The 18012-nt window shown below is 49.9% G+C and carries 16 protein-coding genes; 9 read left to right on the plus strand and 7 right to left on the minus strand.

Going from position 1 to position 18012, the window contains the following annotated elements; genetic code table 11:
• Window positions 1-61: 61 nt before the first annotated feature.
• Window positions 62-334 (minus strand): YeaC family protein, encoded by a 273-nt coding sequence (locus J1784_RS11575; RefSeq protein WP_217149336.1) that lies wholly within the window; start codon window positions 332-334, stop codon window positions 62-64.
• A gap of 97 nt (window positions 335-431) precedes the next feature.
• Window positions 432-845 (minus strand): peptide-methionine (R)-S-oxide reductase MsrB, encoded by a 414-nt coding sequence (gene msrB / locus J1784_RS11580; protein ID WP_217149337.1) that lies wholly within the window; start codon window positions 843-845, stop codon window positions 432-434.
• Between the two features lie 350 nt (window positions 846-1195).
• On the opposite strand from msrB, the gene gapA reads away from it, so the two are divergent.
• Both gapA and J1784_RS11590 read left to right on the plus strand, forming a co-directional pair.
• A complete protein-coding gene (gene gapA / locus J1784_RS11585; protein ID WP_013575362.1) occupies window positions 1196-2194 on the plus strand; it encodes a glyceraldehyde-3-phosphate dehydrogenase in 999 nt (332 codons plus the stop codon).
• A gap of 167 nt (window positions 2195-2361) precedes the next feature.
• Window positions 2362-3231: a D-hexose-6-phosphate mutarotase gene (locus J1784_RS11590; RefSeq protein WP_217149338.1), complete on the plus strand. Its 870-nt coding sequence runs from the start codon at window positions 2362-2364 to the stop codon at window positions 3229-3231.
• Between the two features lie 62 nt (window positions 3232-3293).
• On the opposite strand, the gene J1784_RS11595 is transcribed toward J1784_RS11590, so the two are convergent.
• Together J1784_RS11595 and J1784_RS11600 are read right to left on the minus strand one after the other, a co-directional pair.
• Window positions 3294-4148 (minus strand): aldo/keto reductase, encoded by an 855-nt coding sequence (locus tag J1784_RS11595; protein WP_217149339.1) that lies wholly within the window; start codon window positions 4146-4148, stop codon window positions 3294-3296.
• 119 nt (window positions 4149-4267) lie between these two features.
• Window positions 4268-5017, minus strand: coding sequence for a MipA/OmpV family protein (locus J1784_RS11600; protein WP_217149340.1), 750 nt, complete (start codon window positions 5015-5017; stop codon window positions 4268-4270).
• Between the two features lie 533 nt (window positions 5018-5550).
• Between J1784_RS11600 and yeaG the strand changes: the two genes are divergently transcribed.
• From yeaG to J1784_RS11615, 3 genes are all read left to right on the plus strand, one after another.
• Window positions 5551-7485 carry a protein kinase YeaG gene (gene yeaG / locus J1784_RS11605; protein ID WP_217149341.1) on the plus strand — a complete coding sequence of 645 codons (1935 nt, stop codon included), beginning with the start codon at window positions 5551-5553 and terminating at the stop codon, window positions 7483-7485.
• Window positions 7486-7519: 34 nt separating this feature from the next.
• Window positions 7520-8794, plus strand: a complete 1275-nt coding sequence (locus J1784_RS11610) for a YeaH/YhbH family protein (RefSeq protein WP_217149342.1) — start codon at window positions 7520-7522, stop codon at window positions 8792-8794.
• Between the two features lie 213 nt (window positions 8795-9007).
• A complete protein-coding gene (locus J1784_RS11615) occupies window positions 9008-9301 on the plus strand; it encodes a YdgH/BhsA/McbA family protein (protein WP_120507697.1) in 294 nt (97 codons plus the stop codon).
• A 140-nt stretch (window positions 9302-9441) separates the two neighbouring features.
• Here J1784_RS11615 and J1784_RS11620 read toward each other — a convergent pair whose 3' ends face one another.
• On the minus strand, window positions 9442-10206 hold the full coding sequence (locus J1784_RS11620) for a DUF481 domain-containing protein (protein ID WP_120133032.1): 765 nt from the start codon (window positions 10204-10206) through the stop codon (window positions 9442-9444).
• Window positions 10207-10674: 468 nt separating this feature from the next.
• Between J1784_RS11620 and nadE the strand changes: the two genes are divergently transcribed.
• Window positions 10675-11505 carry an ammonia-dependent NAD(+) synthetase gene (gene nadE / locus J1784_RS11625; protein WP_217149343.1) on the plus strand — a complete coding sequence of 277 codons (831 nt, stop codon included), beginning with the start codon at window positions 10675-10677 and terminating at the stop codon, window positions 11503-11505.
• Window positions 11506-11655: 150 nt separating this feature from the next.
• Window positions 11656-12852: a multidrug effflux MFS transporter gene (locus tag J1784_RS11630; protein WP_217149344.1), complete on the plus strand. Its 1197-nt coding sequence runs from the start codon at window positions 11656-11658 to the stop codon at window positions 12850-12852.
• A 19-nt stretch (window positions 12853-12871) separates the two neighbouring features.
• Here the strand turns inward: J1784_RS11630 and dadX are convergent, their stop codons facing one another.
• Window positions 12872-13948 (minus strand): catabolic alanine racemase DadX, encoded by a 1077-nt coding sequence (gene dadX / locus J1784_RS11635; protein ID WP_217149345.1) that lies wholly within the window; start codon window positions 13946-13948, stop codon window positions 12872-12874.
• A 72-nt stretch (window positions 13949-14020) separates the two neighbouring features.
• Entirely contained in the window at window positions 14021-15322 is a 1302-nt protein-coding gene (locus J1784_RS11640; protein ID WP_217149346.1) for a D-amino acid dehydrogenase, read from the minus strand.
• A gap of 647 nt (window positions 15323-15969) precedes the next feature.
• On the opposite strand from J1784_RS11640, the gene J1784_RS11645 reads away from it, so the two are divergent.
• Entirely contained in the window at window positions 15970-17505 is a 1536-nt protein-coding gene (locus tag J1784_RS11645; RefSeq protein ID WP_120507464.1) for a SpoVR family protein, read from the plus strand.
• A 248-nt stretch (window positions 17506-17753) separates the two neighbouring features.
• On the plus strand, window positions 17754-18012 hold a 259-nt coding region (locus tag J1784_RS11650; RefSeq protein ID WP_274387324.1), incomplete at its 3' end, for a contractile injection system protein, VgrG/Pvc8 family.

Below are 18012 nucleotides of genomic sequence, written 5' to 3' on the forward strand. Positions count from 1 at the left end.
TAATGTTAGCATCAACTTCAAAGGCGCGTGTACTGCGCCTTTTTCTTTGCTGATGCAATTCTTACTCAGGTTTCAGCTTAATCAGCATGTCCTGAGCAAATTGCTGTTTCAGTTCCTGCTTACTTTTGGTAACGATCTGTCCGTCCGTTCCGATGCTCATGTGCTGGGCATCCACGTTGTGACGTGACTGATACAACATCACGGCCTGCAGGCTGTGCTCTTTTTGTTCCGGCGTCAGCGCCACGCCATCAGGCCATTTGCCTAGTTCAACCGCCTGCACCAGACGTGCATAGATTTCCGGCGTCATTACATGAATGAGTTGATTAATTTCCATCTGACTGAGCCCTCAGCTCCGCGCTATTATTCAAACGGTTTTGAATAATTGCTGAATCGATTTTGTCGGGTAGATTATATCGCAATTTCACGACACACTATCCGGCGGTTTTATCACCACTCTGACCATCGTTAAAACACATTGAGGCCGAATTCACACAATAGCGTTCGCCCGTCGGCTTCGGGCCATCCGGGAAAACATGTCCCAAATGCGCTTCGCAGCCTGAACAGCGTATCTCAACGCGTTGCATATTATGCGCTTTATCAGTGAGATATTTAATCGCATCTGCTTGTACCGGCTGATAAAAACTTGGCCAACCGCAGCCGGAATCGTATTTGGTCCCGGAAAAGAACAGCGCGGATCCACAGACGATGCAATGATAAATGCCTTCACGACGGTTATGCAGTAGCTTTCCGGAGAACGGAGGTTCTGTTCCGTGTTCCTGCGTGACATAACGTTGAATTTCAGTGAGTTGCTCGTGGGAAGAGGAAGATTTAAATTCGATACTCATGTTTATCGTTCTCTGACGAATATAAAAATCAACTAAAATAACAGTTTATAATAACAAAAAATTAACAACAGGTCTGCCCCTTTTGGCCTAAACTGTATGGCATCAGCGTTACCTGACTCATAACTTGTGATGGCGATCACACTCCTGATCCTCCGCTACTTTATATTCAGTTTTTCGCCCCCATGTGGTTATGAGCCGATTAAGAAAACGGAACGTGCAATAAGCGAGCAATAGTAGGTCGTCGCTTTGACTTACAGCAATAATTGACACGATTCCGCTTGACGCTCAGCAAGGTTTTTGTAATTTTACAACCAACCTTTTATTCACTAAAAAAATAGCTGGTGGAATATATGACTATCAAAGTAGGTATCAACGGTTTTGGCCGTATCGGTCGCATTGTTTTCCGTGCTGCTCAAGAACGTTCTGACATCGAGATCGTAGCAATCAACGATCTGTTAGACGCGGACTACATGGCATACATGCTGAAGTACGACTCAACTCATGGCCGTTTCAACGGTACTGTTGAAGTTAAAGACGGTCACCTGGTTGTTAACGGCAAAACCATCCGTGTTACCGCTGAGCGTGACCCAGCTAACCTGAAATGGAACGAAGTTAACGTTGACGTTGTAGCGGAAGCTACTGGTCTGTTCCTGGATGATGCTACTGCGCGTAAGCACATCACTGCAGGCGCTAAGAAAGTTGTTCTGACTGGTCCTTCTAAAGACAACACCCCAATGTTCGTTATGGGTGTTAACCATAAAGAATACGCAGGTCAGGAAATCGTTTCTAACGCATCTTGCACCACTAACTGCCTGGCACCACTGGCTAAAGTTATCAACGACAACTTCGGTATCGTTGAAGCTCTGATGACCACTGTGCATGCAACTACCGCAACTCAGAAAACTGTTGATGGCCCGTCTCATAAAGACTGGCGCGGCGGCCGCGGCGCATCCCAGAACATCATCCCTTCTTCTACCGGTGCTGCTAAAGCAGTAGGTAAAGTAATCCCAGCTCTGAACGGTAAACTGACTGGTATGGCGTTCCGCGTTCCTACCCCTAACGTTTCTGTTGTTGACCTGACTGCACGTCTGGAAAAACCAGCTTCTTACAAAGAAATCTGCGCAGTAATCAAAGCAGCTTCTGAAGCAGGCGACCTGAAAGGCGTTCTGGGTTACACCGAAGACGACGTAGTATCTACCGACTTCAACGGCGAAAAACTGACTTCCGTATTTGATGCGAAAGCAGGTATCGCTCTGAACGACAACTTTGTGAAACTGGTTTCCTGGTACGACAACGAAACTGGCTACTCAAACAAAGTATTGGATCTGATCGCTCACGTTTCCAAATAATTGGATTTGTCAATGAACTGATTGAAGGGCGACGAAAGTCGCCCTTTTGCTTTCTGTCGGTTGCACTTTTTTATCAGCACATGAGTGCGGTCAAACAGATGCGTTTGGTTCATGTGTAGTCTTGGTTCTAAATCTTAGAAGTTTTAACCCTGACAGGACTTTAGATAATGACAGAACAACTCTTTTCTCTCCCGGTCGTAAACCAGATCACTACCTACGTCAGCCAGCGTCTTATCGACGAACTGCCGGTGCTCGTTGTTGCCCACCCGAAAGTACGCGCTGCGATTGCCTTGCAAGGCGCGCATCTGCTGTCATGGCAGCCTGAAGGCGAAGAGCCTGTGTTGTGGATGAGCAGCGCCAGTGCATTTAAAGAAGGCGTCGCTATTCGTGGCGGTATTCCGATTTGCTGGCCGTGGTTCGGTCCTGCAGGCAAACCTTCACACGGTTTTGCACGAAACATGGCGTGGGAACTGACTGATCATCAGGAAAATGACGAAGGCGTCGTCCTGACGTTAACGCTGAAAAGCTCTCCTGAAACACTTGCTTTGTGGCCGCACGAATTTACGCTGACTGCACGCTTCACGCTCGGCGCTACCTGCCATATCGAACTGGAATCTACCGGTGATTTCGAAGCCAACAGCGCCCTTCACACTTATTTCAATATCGGTGATATTGCCAGTGTGAGCGTTAAAGGCCTGGGTAACAGCTTTATCGATAAAGTCGATGGCGCAAAAGCCAAACAGACCGAAGGTGATTTGACCTTCACTGGCCAGACTGACCGCATTTACACCCAGCCGCAATCCACCAGTGAAATTGTGGATCCGGTGCTTAAACGCACGCTGGTTGTTGAACATGAAAACAACTCTGATGTTGTTGCCTGGAATCCAGGTTCTGAATTGTCTGTCAGCATGGCGGATATGCCAGATAACGGCTACAAAACCATGGTCTGCGTTGAAACCGCGCAGGTTTCAGAGAAGCATGTCTCTACGCACGCCGCACCATCGCGCCTGGCAGTGACGTTCTCTGTCCGCAAATAAGTCACCTGACAGAAGTGATCAAGGGGCCAAATGGCCCCTTTTTAATCGAAGTATCCGGCCATTCAGACCATATCCAGTGGCGTTTTATGATTCGGTGCCGGAAACGCCGCGTCAATTTGCGCGATTTCATCACCGGTGAGACTGAGCATCATCGCAGCGGCATTATCTCTTACATGCTGCGGCTGTACAGCCTTCGGGATCGCAATCACGTTCCCCGAACGGATCACCCATGCCAGCGCAATCTGCGAACTGGTGACTCCCCGCTCCTTCGCGATGCTCTGCATGACCGGCGCTGTCAGGACATCGTGGCGTAATTTTCCGGCCTGGGCCAGCGGGCAATAGGCCATCACAGGCACGCCGTGTTCATCACTCCACGGCAATAAATCGAATTCAATGCCACGGGCAGCGGCGTGATACAGCACCTGATTTGTCATACATTGTTCGCCACCGGGGATTTTCCACAGCGCCTGCATGTCGTCAGTGTCGAGATTGGAAACTCCCCAGCGACGGATTTTTCCTGATTGCTGTAGTTTCACCATTGCTGCGACAGTGTCATGTAACGGAATCGAACCACGCCAGTGCAGCAGATACAGGTCTATACAATCGGTTTTCAATCTTTTGAGACTTTGCTCGCAGGCCGCGATGGCTTTCGCGCCACCAGCATTGTGCGGATAGACTTTTGAAACCAGAAACACGTCATCGCGGCGCCCTGCCATCGCTTCGCCGACCACTCTTTCCGCTCCGCCATCCGCGTACATTTCTGCGGTATCGATCAGAGTCATACCGGCATCCAGCCCTTGTTTTAATGCATTCACTTCAGAGCGAACATCACTGTTCCGCTCCCCCATATACCAGGTGCCTTGTCCGATTGCGGGTACGGTCGTGCCATCAGGCAACTGTACGGTCTTCGCTTTCATCTGTTTCCTCCGGTCGGGTCGTGATTCTTAATGACGTTAAAGTCGATGAACTATAAATGTGCAAATGGGGCGAAACGCCCCATTAATGTGCAAAGCAAGCACCCGAAAGGTGCATTACATCAGAAGGTGTAAGTGACACCTGTCCACAGCACGCCAGTCCAGTCTTTCTCAATGATCGGGCTGTCGGTCACTTCACTTGACAGGCGCAGATAGCGGCCGGTCACGAAGCCCTGCCAGTCGGCGGTGAAGTTGTATTTCGCGGAGACTTCAACGTACGGGCTGAAGCTGTCATCAGCCGAATAGCTGTGGAAACCACTGCGACGGGATTCGTCTTTGGTCACGCCATAATAGTACTGGTTGAGGTTCGAGCTGAACCAGGTCACACCAAAGCCAGGAACCACGGCCCAGTTAGAGCCTTTGATCGCATACAGATAACCCAGATCCGCAGTCATACCGTTGCTGGTATCGAGCGTATCGGCGTTGAAACTGGCGCGGATCGTACCCCACTCGGCGTTATGCGAATAAGCCAGCCCCGCCATCAGCGTTGAATGACGTTTATCGAGGCGCTTCATGCGTTTATCGTCGCTGTCGCTTGGGTCAAAGCTCAACGGGAAGTAGCTCGCGGTCACGCTGAATTTGTTTACGTCGTCATTCCACAGATAGTAGCCCGCCATCAGCGTGTGGAAGTAGAAGTCATCATTGTCGTAATTGATGATCGGCACCGGATATACGTGGTCATTGTTTCCACGGTATGGATCCGGAGCGACCAGAGCAGATGCACCTAACTGCCATGTCCCTGCAACGGCAGCATGGCTGCAAATCACTGCCGCGCCAGCGATGGACAGTGTTTTTATAAACGAAATTTTCATTGCTTATTTCCATTAAGTAAAAAAACGCCGTTAGTTTAAATGAAGCGTAAACGAAGCGCTTAGCTTTTCTCGTTCTTGAAAAAGACTTACCCGAGAAAATCGGGTGGATCGCATAATTTATATGCAAAATATGAAATAAAAATGACTAAAGAAAGGACTTCCGCTCTGCAGAGCACGCCCTGCAAGGCTTTTCAGAGCACTCCCGAGAACTGAGTCATTGATATGACTTAAAAAACGGCAAAGCCATAGAGGAAATTTTCTTAATGCCAAACTACGCTTATAAATAGATGAAAGACTTAGCCTGAACAGTCGCCCGTCCCACCGAGTCACGGCAGTTTACAAACCATCGTTACTGTCAGCGTCAAAGGGGTTCTGCAAGTTGGCATAAGGGTTGCTGTATTCAGGTGGGAGATCTTTCTTCCGGGAGCGCTGAAAAAAGCTCTCATTAACCTGTGCGTTACCCGATTATTTGGAATTACAGCAAGGTGGTGGTTCCAGAGACGAAGGGTAAAATAACGAAGGACGGGCATCGTATGAACATATTTGACCACTATCGCCAGCGCTATGAGGCTGCCAAGGACGAAGAGTTCACACTGCAGGAATTTCTTACCATTGCACGGCAAGATCGCAGTGCTTATGTCAATGCGGCGGAACGTCTGTTGATGGCAATCGGTGAACCAGTGATGGTAGATACCGCGCTTGAACCACGCCTGTCGCGTTTATTCTCGAACCGTGTTGTTGCACGTTACCCTGCATTTGAAGAGTTTTACGGCATGGAAGAGGCTATCGAACAGATTGTCTCCTACCTGAAACACGCCGCGCAGGGACTGGAAGAAAAGAAACAAATCCTCTATTTACTGGGCCCGGTGGGTGGCGGTAAATCGTCACTGGCCGAACGGCTGAAATCCCTGATGCAACGTGTACCGATTTATGTACTGAGCGCCAACGGCGAACGCAGTCCGGTAAACGATCATCCTCTGTGTCTGTTTAATCCGCAGGAAGATGCGCATATTCTCGAAAAAGAATACAACATTCCCCCGCGCTATCTCGGCACCATCATGTCGCCTTGGGCGGCAAAACGTCTTCATGAATTTGGTGGTGACATCACGAATTTTAAAGTCGTGAAAGTCTGGCCGTCGATTCTGGAACAAATTGCCATCGCCAAAACCGAACCGGGCGATGAAAACAATCAGGACATTTCTGCCCTGGTCGGGAAAGTGGACATCCGTAAACTGGAAAACCACGCCCAGAACGATCCTGACGCTTACGGTTATTCCGGTGCTCTGTGCCGAGCAAACCAGGGTGTGATGGAATTCGTGGAGATGTTCAAAGCCCCGATTAAAGTGTTGCATCCGTTACTGACTGCGACGCAGGAAGGTAACTATAACGGTACCGAAGGGATCTCTGCTTTGCCGTTCAACGGCATTATTCTGGCGCACTCCAACGAATCTGAATGGGTGACGTTCCGTAACAACAAGAATAATGAAGCGTTCCTTGACCGTGTGTACATCGTGAAAGTGCCTTACTGCCTGCGCGTTTCTGAAGAGATGAAAATCTACGACAAACTGCTCAGCAACAGTGAACTGGCCCATGCACCTTGCGCACCCGGAACTCTGGAAACGCTCGCGCGCTTCTCAATTTTGTCGCGGCTGAAAACACCTGAAAACTCCAGCAGCTATTCCAAAATGCGGGTTTACGACGGTGAAAGCCTGAAAGATACCGATCCGAAAGCCAAGTCCTATCAGGAATACCGTGATTATGCGGGTGTGGACGAAGGCATGAACGGGCTGTCGACGCGTTTCGCGTTTAAAATTCTGTCCCGCGTTTTTAACTTTGATCACGTCGAAGTGGCCGCCAACCCGGTTCATCTGTTCTATGTGCTGGAACAGCAAATCGAGCGCGAACAGTTCCCGCAGGACATCGCTGAAAAATATCTGGAGCACCTGAAAGGCTATCTGATCCCGAAATACGCTGAGTTTATCGGCAAAGAGATCCAGACGGCTTATCTGGAATCCTATTCAGAATACGGACAAAACATTTTCGACCGTTATGTTACGTACGCTGATTTCTGGATCCAGGATCAGGAATATCGTGACCCGGATACCGGACAACTGTTCGACCGTGAATCGCTGAATGCTGAGCTGGAGAAAATTGAAAAACCAGCCGGGATCAGCAATCCAAAAGATTTCCGCAACGAAATCGTCAACTTCGTGCTGCGTGCCCGCGCCAACAACAGTGGCCGCAATCCAAACTGGACAAGTTACGAAAAACTGCGAACGGTCATTGAGAAAAAAATGTTCTCAAATACCGAGGAATTACTGCCAGTTATCTCGTTTAACGCCAAGACGTCGACCGATGAACAGAAGAAACATGATGATTTTGTCGACAGAATGATGGAGAAAGGATATACACGCAAACAGGTTCGCCTGCTGTGTGAATGGTATCTGCGCGTGAGAAAATCCTCGTAACAGAGGATCGTTGGCAAAGTCGTTTGGGGGAAATATGACGTATTTCATTGACCGACGGCTGAATGGCAAAAACAAAAGCGCGGTGAACCGCCAGCGCTTTTTGCGCCGCTATAAGTCGCAAATCAAACAGTCGATTGCCGAGGCCATCAATAAGCGTTCGGTTACCGACGTGGACAGCGGGGAGTCAGTCTCGATCCCCAATGCTGATATCAACGAGCCCATGTTCCATCAGGGTCGCGGTGGCTTACGCCACCGTGTTCACCCCGGCAATGATCATTTTGTGCAAAATGACCGCATCGAACGACCGCAGGGGGGCGGTGGTGGCGGCAGTGGTCAGGGCGAAGCCAGTCAGGACGGTGAAGGCGAAGATGAATTTTCATTTCAGATCTCTAAAGACGAATATCTCGATCTTTTGTTTGAAGATCTGGCGCTGCCTAACCTGCGTAAAAACCAGCATAAACAGCTGAACGAATTCAAAACCCACCGCTCCGGCTACACGTCGAATGGCGTACCGGCCAATATCAGTGTGGTGCGTTCCTTGCAAAACTCGCTGGCCCGCCGCACGGCGATGACCGCGGGTAAAAAACGGGAGCTGCGTGAGCTTGAATCGACGCTGACCGAGGTCGAGCACAGCGAACCAGCACAGTTACTTGAAGAAGAACGTCTGCGTAAAGAAATCGCCGAGTTGCGGGCGAAAATCGCTAAAACGCCGTTCATTGATACCTTCGATTTACGCTATCGCAACTACGAACGTCGCCCCGAGCCGTCGAGCCAGGCGGTGATGTTCTGTCTGATGGATGTCTCCGGCTCGATGGATCAGGCGACCAAAGACATGGCCAAGCGTTTCTATATCTTGCTCTATTTGTTCCTGAGCAGAACCTATAAAAACGTGGATGTGGTCTATATCCGTCACCATACACAGGCTAAAGAAGTGGATGAACAGGAGTTCTTCTACTCGCAGGAAACCGGCGGGACCATCGTTTCGAGCGCACTGAAACTGATGGATGACGTCATTAAGGAACGCTACGATCCGGCGCAGTGGAACATTTATGCCGCGCAGGCTTCCGATGGCGATAACTGGGCTGACGACTCCCCTCTTTGCCACCAGCTTTTGGCACAGAAGATCCTGCCGATGGTGCGTTATTACAGCTATATCGAGATCACCCGCCGCGCCCACCAGACGCTGTGGCGTGAATACGAAGTGTTGCAGGAGAAATTCGATAATTTCGCCATGCAACATATCCGCGAGCAGGAAGATATTTATCCGGTGTTCCGGGAACTTTTCCACAAGCAGGTTCAGGACAACTAATATTTAACCTTTAAAAACAGCGGATTATTTTTAATGATCCGCTGTTTTTTTATGTATTTCAAAACTTCATCTTCTTTCAGCTCTTTTCTGCCCTCAGCTTTTTTAGAGGGTGATATCTCTGATAACTCATCACAATTTAGGGTGTTTTTTTAAATACCGTCTAAACTTCAGGAGAGCAAAGCAATTACTTACCTCTACAAAAGGATGCTGTATATGAAAAAAATTACTTTAGCTACTACCCTGCTTATTTCTGCCTTCTCTTTCAGCGCTTTGGCTGCTGAACAAGTCTCTAAAGAAGAAGTCGAACACTATAAACTGGTAAAAATCGACAATATCAAAGTGGCTGAATCAGGCGGGAAAGTCGGTTCCCCAAGTGAGTTGCACGAAGAGTTATCAAAGCTGGCGGATGAGAAAGGCGGTAAGTATTACCATATCATCGCCGCTGGCCAGAAAGGCCCGAATTTTGAAGCGATCGCCACGGTATATAAAGACGCAGAGAAAAAATAGCTGCTCAGAAATAACGAAACCACGCCGAGTGCGTGGTTTTTTTTGTTAGTAAACAACCTGAAAACAGACTGGATATATTCCAAAAAAAAAGCCAGAGGCATATTCCCTCCGGCTTTTTGCATTATTTCCCGTGCGGGAAATTACATGCCATACACCAGATTTACAGACGTCACGGTATCGGTTTTATCCGGCGCGCTGGCAGGTGGTTTGGTGTTATAAGTTACGTCATACGCCACTTTCAGTGAGAAGTGGGAGTTGATCGCAACGGTCAGCGCAGTTTCTGAGTTCAGCGTAGTTTCATCGTTCGCTAAAACAGAAACGCCCTGCGTGAAGCGTGCAGTGTCGCTGATCTGATAACCGTAAGTGCCTGAAGCGTATGCCAGAGCACGGGTGGTGTTACCACCTTGTTCGAATTCATCATGACGAACACCAGGACCGGCTTCCAGGTTCAGCGTATGAACCGGACCGGACCAGATCTGACGACCATAACCCAGTGTACCGACAGTACGTGAACGGTAACCGTTATAACGGTCGCTCAGCCAGCTGCCCTGACCGAAAACATAGTTCGCGTTATCAAGGTTATAACGGGTACGGCCACCGGCCTGATACTTCTCAGATGAACGCACACCGGAAGAAGATGTGTTACGCGCAGAACCCCACAGGCTGTAAGCCGTGTTGGTATCAAACCAGGTCATGGTGGTATCAGCATTCAGCGTGGAGTTGCTGGTGTTACCAGTTTGCGCGCTGTAACCCGCCTGAACATTGCCCTCGAAAGGCTTTTTCGCCTGAGCAGGGTCATCTAACGCAGTGAAGATGGTGGTGTCTGCAAGGCTTGAGATACTGAACAGCGCTGCACCACAGACGATGGCACAAGCTGGTAAACGACGTACAACCCGAAAAAACATTTTGTTTCCCCAATAAGACTTAAGGCAAATAACGACATTAAAACCACACGATGTATGCCATTAATTAGGATCCGTTAATCAAGCCTGGCAACTCCATTTCGATGGCACATGCATACAAATATTTCTACCGCAACAAATATAACGCACTCAGCCCAGGATATCTTAATAAAGCGGCTTTTTTAGATAGTTCCGAATGACATATATTTCCAGCAATAGAAACATACGAAATCATTACATTTCCCTTCATTGATTTCTTATTTCAATGCCGGTCGGTAATAACTCATCACGTGCCACACTTTACTTCTTTCCTGCCGCTTTGCTTCGAAATGTTGCGAGCCGGAGGAGTACAGATTTCCGCCGAACTCTTCGCTGAATCTTGTCCTTTTGAGCGATGCGGGGTAGTTTTATCCTGATAACGTCTTATTTTTGCCTCGGGTTCCTCGAAGGCAGCCTTCAGGAGGAGTGGTCATGGCTTTACAAAAAGAGATTATTCAGGCTCTGCACGTTAAACCGCACATCGATGCCGCACAGGAAGTCCGTGTCAGCGTCGATTTTCTCAAAAGTTATCTGCTGGCCCATCCGTTCATCAGGACACTTGTGTTGGGTATCAGCGGCGGGCAGGATTCTACTCTCACCGGCAAACTTTGCCAAATGGCAATTAGCGAATTACGCGCAGAAACTCACGAAGCCGATTATCAGTTCATCGCAGTCCGTTTGCCGTATGGCGTGCAGGCCGATGAATCCGACTGTCAGGATGCCATCTCGTTCATCAAGCCTGATCTGGTTCTGACCGTTAATATCAAAAATGCCGTACTGGCGAGCGAAGCCACCTTACGTGAAATTGGTATTGAGCTAAGCGATTTCATTAAAGGGAACGAAAAAGCCCGCGAGCGCATGAAAGCACAGTACAGCATTGCCGGGATGAAAAAAGGCGTCGTAGTCGGGACCGACCATGCGGCAGAAGCCGTCACCGGATTCTTCACCAAATACGGCGATGGCGGTACGGACATCAACCCGATTTTTCGTCTGAACAAACGTCAGGGTAAAGCGTTGCTCAAAGAACTCGGCTGCCCGGAACATTTGTATACCAAAGCTCCGACGGCTGATCTGGAAGAAAACCGCCCTGCTTTGCCCGATGAAGTCGCACTTGGCGTCACCTACGAACTGATTGATGATTATCTCGAAGGCAAAAAAGTCGACGATAAATATGCCGCGATTATTGAAGGCTGGTATCTGCGCACTGAACATAAACGTCAGCCACCCATCACGGTGTTTGATGATTTCTGGAAGAAAAAATAATCCTTCCGCTATCTTTGCGTTAACGGACACTTAAGGGTGTCCGTTTTTATTCACAAGTTCTTCCCGCACGATTTTCACAAGCTGCTTTCCATTCTTTAACTAAATCATTACCCTTAGCCTCCTTTCGGATGACTGACAGTGATGTTTTCAATGCAAAAATTCCTTTTCCTGCTGCTGAGCATGGTACTGCTTGGCCCACTGGGTATCGACCTCTACCTGCCTGCGATCCCGGCGATTGCGCTGGGTCTGAACAGCACAGAGGCGGTCATTCAGTCCTCAATATCATTGTTTATTCTGGTGATGGGACTCGGCCAACTGGTTGCCGGACCGCTGGTCGATAAATTCGGACGGCGCCCTGTAGCCATCATCGGTGTTGTGATTTATCTGGCAGGCGCGATTGTGGCTGCTATGGCCGTCGCGCCCTGGATGTTCCTGCTTTCGCGCGTCATTCAGGGCCTGGCGGTCTGTTGCACGTCGGTGGTGATTTTCAGCGGCGTGCGTGACCGGATGAGCGGTAACGATGCTGCCCGCGCGTATGGTTTCCTCAACGGCACGCTCAATATCATCCCGGCTCTGGCACCACTGATTGGCGGCCTGATTGCGCAATATTATGGCTGGCGCGCACCGTTCTGGGCACTGGCGGGTTATACGCTGGCGGTTCTGCTGCTGGTTATTTTCAAATTACCTGAAACCCGTCCGCAAGGAACGCAAACCAATACCGGACTGCCTTTCCGTCAGTACGCACGTATTCTTTTTAATGCACGATTTATCACTTTCGCACTGGTCAATGCTGGCGCAATGGGCATGGCGCTGACCTATGTTTCGCTTGCCCCGACGGTACTGATGAATATTGCCGGACTGACACCGCTGGAATTCTCGCTGGTATTCGGTGCTAACGGATTCTGGATCATGGGGATGAGTTTTATCGCCAACCGGATCATCCGCAAAGTGGGACGTCCGGTGTGTCTGAAAACAGGTGGCATTCTGATGTTTATCGGCTGCCTCGGACTGATTGCCGGGATAACGCTGGTTCCGGCTGCTGAACAGACTGCGACCTGGTTATATATGTTGCCAGTAGCCAGCGCCTGCGCCGGTCTGGCGTTCCTGATGGGCCCGGCGACCAGCTACGCGCTGGAACCCTTCTCCGCAGAAGCTGGGGTAGCTTCAGCGCTGGTCGGTTCGGTGCAGATGGCCGGTGGCGCGCTGCTGGGCTTTATTGCGATGGCGTTACCGTTGCAGCCAAAGCTGAGTCTTGCGCTGGTGATGCTTGCAGGAGGATGTCTGGCGATGCTGGCACGTCGCGCCAGTAAGAAATCGACGGGCCGGCTGACCCGTCTGGAAAACTAATCGTCTTTTTTCTATACGGTCACTCGTCTGTCACTGAAACCGGTACGCGGGGTGAAAGCGCACTCAGCAGCTCGTAACCCAGCGTACCGCAGGCCGTCGCCACATCATCTACCGGCAAATAATTTCCCCATAATTCGACCGGTGAACCAATTTTTGCCTGCGGGCATAACGTGAGATCGACGGCCAGCATATCCATGGATACCGTCCCCACCGTCGTTGTACGCACGCCATCCACCCAGACCGGCGTTCCGGTCGGGGCATGTCGCGGATAACCGTCCGCATAGCCGCAGGCGACCACCCCCACCCGCTGAGGGCCGCTCGCGTGATAGCGCCCGCCGTAACCCACGCGATCACCCGCCTTCAATTCCTGTACGGCAATCAGCTCGCTTTTTAACGTCATCACCGGTTGCAGACCGGTATGCGCAATATCTTTCCACTCACCGCTTGGCGACGCGCCATAAATAATAATACCCGGACGGATCCAGTCGTGATGCGTTTGCGGATGCCACAAAGTCGCCGCCGAATTCGCCAGACACCGTGGCCCGCTGATATGTTGCCCAGCCAGATTAATCGCCGCCATCTGGGCATCAACACCTTCGACACTGTCAGCGGTAGCGAAATGGCTCATCAGCGTGAGTTCCCCTACCTGTTTCAGCTCGCGAAGTTGTTGCCACACCGCGCCAGTTCGTGCAGGGGGAAATCCCAGTCGGTTCATGCCGCTGTTCACTTTCAGGTAGACATCAACCGGCTGGCTGATCTGTGCTTCGGCCAGCGTTTTAATTTGCCAGTCGCTGTGAACAGCAGTCGTCAGATGATATTTGCCAACAATGTCTAAATCTTCGGCGGTGAAAAATCCTTCCAGCAGTAAAATCGGCCCCTGCCAGCCCGCTTCTCGCAGCAAAATGGCTTCGTTGAAATCGAGTAATGCAAAACCATCAGTGGAAGATAAACTGCGCCAGATGCGGGAAATACCGTGTCCGTAGCCATTGGCTTTCACGACGGTCCAGACCTTGCTGTCAGGAGCAAAGCCACGAATGATGTTCAGATTTTGGGTTAAGGCAGAAAGAGATAATGTGGCAGAAATCGGGCGAGGCATACCGGCTCCGGCAATAAGCAAAGTAATGCCCATGCAGCGTCAGACACTGCATGGGAAAGAATGGCAGCAGACTCAGCCTACCGGATGCATTTTATGCGGGCCCGCAGGACGCGCGATAAAATCCGGGCTGTAACGCTCAACCGATAAATCATCAGACGGGATCGCAGGCGTCACGCCAGACATAATATCTGACAGTAATTGCCCTGAGCCGCAGGCCATCGTCCAGCCGAGCGTACCGTGGCCGGTATTCAGATACAGATTTTTGATACGTGTGCGACCGACAATCGGCGTGCCGTCCGGCGTCATCGGGCGCAGGCCGGTCCAGAACGTCGCCTGTTCGACATTGCCGCCGTTCGGATAGAGATCTCTTACGACCATTTCCAGCGTTTCACGCCGAGCCTTTGCCAGTTTCAGATTGAAGCCAACAATCTCCGCCATCCCACCGACACGTATACGATCATCAAAGCGGGTAATGGCAATTTTGTAGGTTTCATCCAGCACGGTAGAAACCGGAGCAGAAGCCGGGTCGGTAATCGGGATGGTCAGGGAATACCCTTTCAGCGGATAGACGGGAATGGACACCAGATCGCGAAGCAATGCCGTTGAATACGAACCGAACGCCACCACATAAGCGTCGGCTTTTACCCGTTCATCGCCGCATTGCACGCCAGTAATTTCGCCGTTATCTACATGCAGCTTATCTACGGTGCGGTTAAATTCGAAGACAACGCCCGCCTGACGCGCCATTTCCGCCAGTTTACGGGTAAACATCTGGCAGTCCCCGGTTTCATCATTAGGCAATCGCAGACCACCGGTCAGCTTGTGCGCGACCTGCGCAAGTGCAGGTTCTGCGAGCCCCAGCTGGCTGGATTCCAGCAACTGATAGGGCACGCCCGCATCTTCCAGCACAGCAATATCCTTAGCCGCGCTTTCAAACTGCTGGGCAGTACGGAAGAGCTGCAATGTCCCGCCCTGACGACCTTCGTACTGAATGCCGGTATCGTCTCGCAGCGCTTTCATACAGTCGCGGCTGTACTCCGCCAGACGCACCATGCGGCTTTTATTAGTCTGATAATGGTTCATGTCGCAGTTGCGCAGCATCTGCCACATCCATTTGAGCTGGAACTGTGTACCGTCGAGACGGATTGCCAGGGGCGCGTGCTTCTGGAACATCCATTTAACCGCTTTCACCGGCACGCCGGGAGCTGCCCACGGTGCGGCATAGCCCGGAGAGATCTGCCCTGCATTACCCGCGCTGGTTTCTTCGGCCGGACCGGACTGACGATCTATCACCGTCACCTGATGACCCGCTTTTGCCAGATACCATGCACTGGCGACACCGACCACACCACTGCCTAAAATCACCACACGCATATCGACTCCACTCCACGACTAAACAAAGCATAATATTCTGATGACAGGAAATTAACCTGACTGAGAAAAATCACCAACACAGACACTCATAACCGTGAGGTCTTTCACATTTATTTATCGTTCATACCAGCATTTATTTCAATAGGTAGAAATAAATAACGATAACTTGCAACAATTCAACGTTTCAGAAAGAAATAAATGGTTTTATGACAGCAGTGACTGCACTGACATCACGAATTTCAGGACACGTTAAAGCCGGTTTGTGTACAGATTTATATTCTTATAAAAAGCCACTAAACCAGAATAAAAAACCACAAACCACTTCAAGGGTAATATTACCTCACTGAGTGAGAATCTTTGGGATTCATGGCCACCGGCGGTTTATAAAGAAGATAAAATCTAGGCATCAGACTGAAAACGGAAAGCCCCCCTCTCAGCAGCAGCTTTTTATTGTGCAGATTTTCCTCAACAGGGAAATTGACAGCGATCGGCCATAAGGATATAGATTTAATCAGGAAGGGATTCATGGTGTTTATCTCACAGCACACTCAGATTGAGCTACGATTATCAATGGACGTGCGATAACTTAAGAAAAGGTTGTGAATCAAACACTCTGTAGCGTCCATAACTGAATGAGGGTGCGGCTTATGACAACAGTGACCCAGAAGCAAAAAACTGAGGACAAACGTCTCAGCGATGGACCGGACTGGACGTTTGAGTTATTGCAGACCTACCTTGCAGAGATCGACCGGGTGGCCAAGTCGTACCGGCTTGAAACCTATCCCCATCAGATAGAAATTATCACCTCTGAACAAATGATGGATGCGTACTCCAGCATCGGCATGCCGATCAATTACACTCACTGGTCGTTCGGTAAAAAATTTATTGAAACCGAGCAACTGTATAAGCACGGGCAGCAGGGTCTGGCGTATGAAATCGTCATCAACTCTAATCCGTGTATCGCCTATCTGATGGAAGAAAATACCATCACAATGCAGGCGCTGGTCATGGCTCACGCCTGCTACGGCCACAACTCTTTCTTTAAAAATAACTACCTGTTTAAAAGCTGGACCGATGCCAGTTCCATCGTCGATTACCTGTTGTTCGCCAAACGCTATATCAGCGAATGTGAAGAACGCTACGGTGTCGATGAAGTTGAACGGCTGCTCGATTCCTGTCATGCGCTGATGAATTACGGTGTCGATCGCTATAAACGTCCGCAAAAAATCTCCTTGCAGGAAGAACTGGCGCGCCAGAAAAGCCGAGAGGAATATCTGCAAAGCCAGGTGAATACGCTGTGGAAAACGCTGCCGCGTAAAGACAGCGTTGATGCCCCTGAACAGGCGCGACGTTTCCCTTCTGAACCGCAGGAAAACCTGTTGTATTTCATGGAGAAAAATGCGCCACTGCTGGAATCCTGGCAACGGGAAATTTTGCGTATCGTGCGTAAAATCAGCCAGTATTTTTATCCGCAAAAACAAACCCAGGTAATGAACGAAGGTTGGGCGACGTTCTGGCATTACACCATTCTTAATCATCTTTACGATGAAGGAAAAGTCTCTGACCGCTTCATTCTGGAGTTCCTGCACAGTCATACGAATGTGGTGTATCAGCCGCCTTATAACAGCCCGTATTACAGTGGGATCAACCCGTATGCGCTGGGCTTTGCGATGATGCAGGACATTAAGCGTATCTGTCAGGAACCGACGGAAGAAGATCGCTACTGGTTCCCTGATATCGCGGGTTCAGACTGGCTGGAAACGCTACATTTTGCGATGCGTGATTTCAAAGATGAAAGCTTTATCAGCCAGTTCCTGTCGCCGAAAGTCATGCGTGATTTCCGGTTATTTACCGTGCTGGATGACGATCATAATAACTATCTGGAAATTGCGGCAATTCACAACGAGGAAGGCTATCGTGCTATCCGACAGGAGTTGTCAGCGCAGTACAACCTGAGCAATCACGAGCCAAACATTCAGGTCTGGAATGTCGATTTACGCGGAGACCGCTCGCTGACATTGCGTTATATCCCGCAAGATCGCGCGCCGCTTGATAAGAGCCGTCGTGAAGTGATGAAACACGTTCATCGTCTGTGGGGCTTCGATGTCTTTATCGAGCAACTGAATGAAGACGGCAGCGTTGAATTACTCGAACGCTGCCCTCCGCGCCCGACACCGCTGTAAATTCACATCCTATGATATTAAAAAAGGGTGCTAAGCGCCCTTTTCTCTGCGCAAAAGATTCATATATTTCACTCCGGCTTAATTGTGAATTCTTTGTGACTCCCCTCTCAGTTTATTCCAATCACCAGGTCTACCCTTCTCACACATTTTATTTATCATCTTGATTTTATTGTATTTGTGCGACCTATGCATCGCTAATAAAATCACTTTCTGATAAATGACTCCACGACAGTTGACGGAATAACTTTATGGCGACACTTTATGGGACTAATGGAACCCGCTTTACCTTCACCGCTGGCAGCGTGGCTAAAGACACCTTTGCTGTCGTGAGCTTTCAGCTTTCTCAGGCCTACTCCGAACTCTTTACGCTGGATGTCACGCTGGCCAGCAGTGATCCGGCGATTGGCTTTGAAAAAGTATTGGATGAAATGGCGACTCTGACTATCTGGCAGGGCGAAGAAATCAAACGACGGGTGCGCGGTATCGTGACCTTTTGCGAACAGGGCG

The sequence above is a fragment of the Rahnella ecdela genome (genome assembly GCF_019049625.1).
Classification (GTDB): Bacteria; Pseudomonadota; Gammaproteobacteria; order Enterobacterales; family Enterobacteriaceae; genus Rahnella; species Rahnella ecdela.

Excerpts from the sequence above, each read along its gene's own strand:
- yeaG (WP_217149341.1), top strand. The coding sequence starts at position 5,551 with ATGAACATATTTGACCACTATCGCCAGCGCTATGAGGCTGCCAAGGAC.
- J1784_RS11610 (WP_217149342.1), top strand. The coding sequence starts at position 7,520 with ATGACGTATTTCATTGACCGACGGCTGAATGGCAAAAACAAAAGCGCG.
- J1784_RS11615 (WP_120507697.1), top strand. The coding sequence starts at position 9,008 with ATGAAAAAAATTACTTTAGCTACTACCCTGCTTATTTCTGCCTTCTCT.
- J1784_RS11590 (WP_217149338.1), top strand. The coding sequence starts at position 2,362 with ATGACAGAACAACTCTTTTCTCTCCCGGTCGTAAACCAGATCACTACC.
- J1784_RS11630 (WP_217149344.1), top strand. The coding sequence starts at position 11,656 with ATGCAAAAATTCCTTTTCCTGCTGCTGAGCATGGTACTGCTTGGCCCA.
- J1784_RS11640 (WP_217149346.1), bottom strand. The coding sequence starts at position 15,322 with ATGCGTGTGGTGATTTTAGGCAGTGGTGTGGTCGGTGTCGCCAGTGCA.
- J1784_RS11595 (WP_217149339.1), bottom strand. The coding sequence starts at position 4,148 with ATGAAAGCGAAGACCGTACAGTTGCCTGATGGCACGACCGTACCCGCA.
- dadX (WP_217149345.1), bottom strand. The coding sequence starts at position 13,948 with ATGCCTCGCCCGATTTCTGCCACATTATCTCTTTCTGCCTTAACCCAA.
- J1784_RS11575 (WP_217149336.1), bottom strand. The coding sequence starts at position 334 with ATGGAAATTAATCAACTCATTCATGTAATGACGCCGGAAATCTATGCA.
- msrB (WP_217149337.1), bottom strand. The coding sequence starts at position 845 with ATGAGTATCGAATTTAAATCTTCCTCTTCCCACGAGCAACTCACTGAA.
- J1784_RS11645 (WP_120507464.1), top strand. The coding sequence starts at position 15,970 with ATGACAACAGTGACCCAGAAGCAAAAAACTGAGGACAAACGTCTCAGC.
- J1784_RS11620 (WP_120133032.1), bottom strand. The coding sequence starts at position 10,206 with ATGTTTTTTCGGGTTGTACGTCGTTTACCAGCTTGTGCCATCGTCTGT.
- gapA (WP_013575362.1), top strand. The coding sequence starts at position 1,196 with ATGACTATCAAAGTAGGTATCAACGGTTTTGGCCGTATCGGTCGCATT.
- J1784_RS11600 (WP_217149340.1), bottom strand. The coding sequence starts at position 5,017 with ATGAAAATTTCGTTTATAAAAACACTGTCCATCGCTGGCGCGGCAGTG.
- nadE (WP_217149343.1), top strand. The coding sequence starts at position 10,675 with ATGGCTTTACAAAAAGAGATTATTCAGGCTCTGCACGTTAAACCGCAC.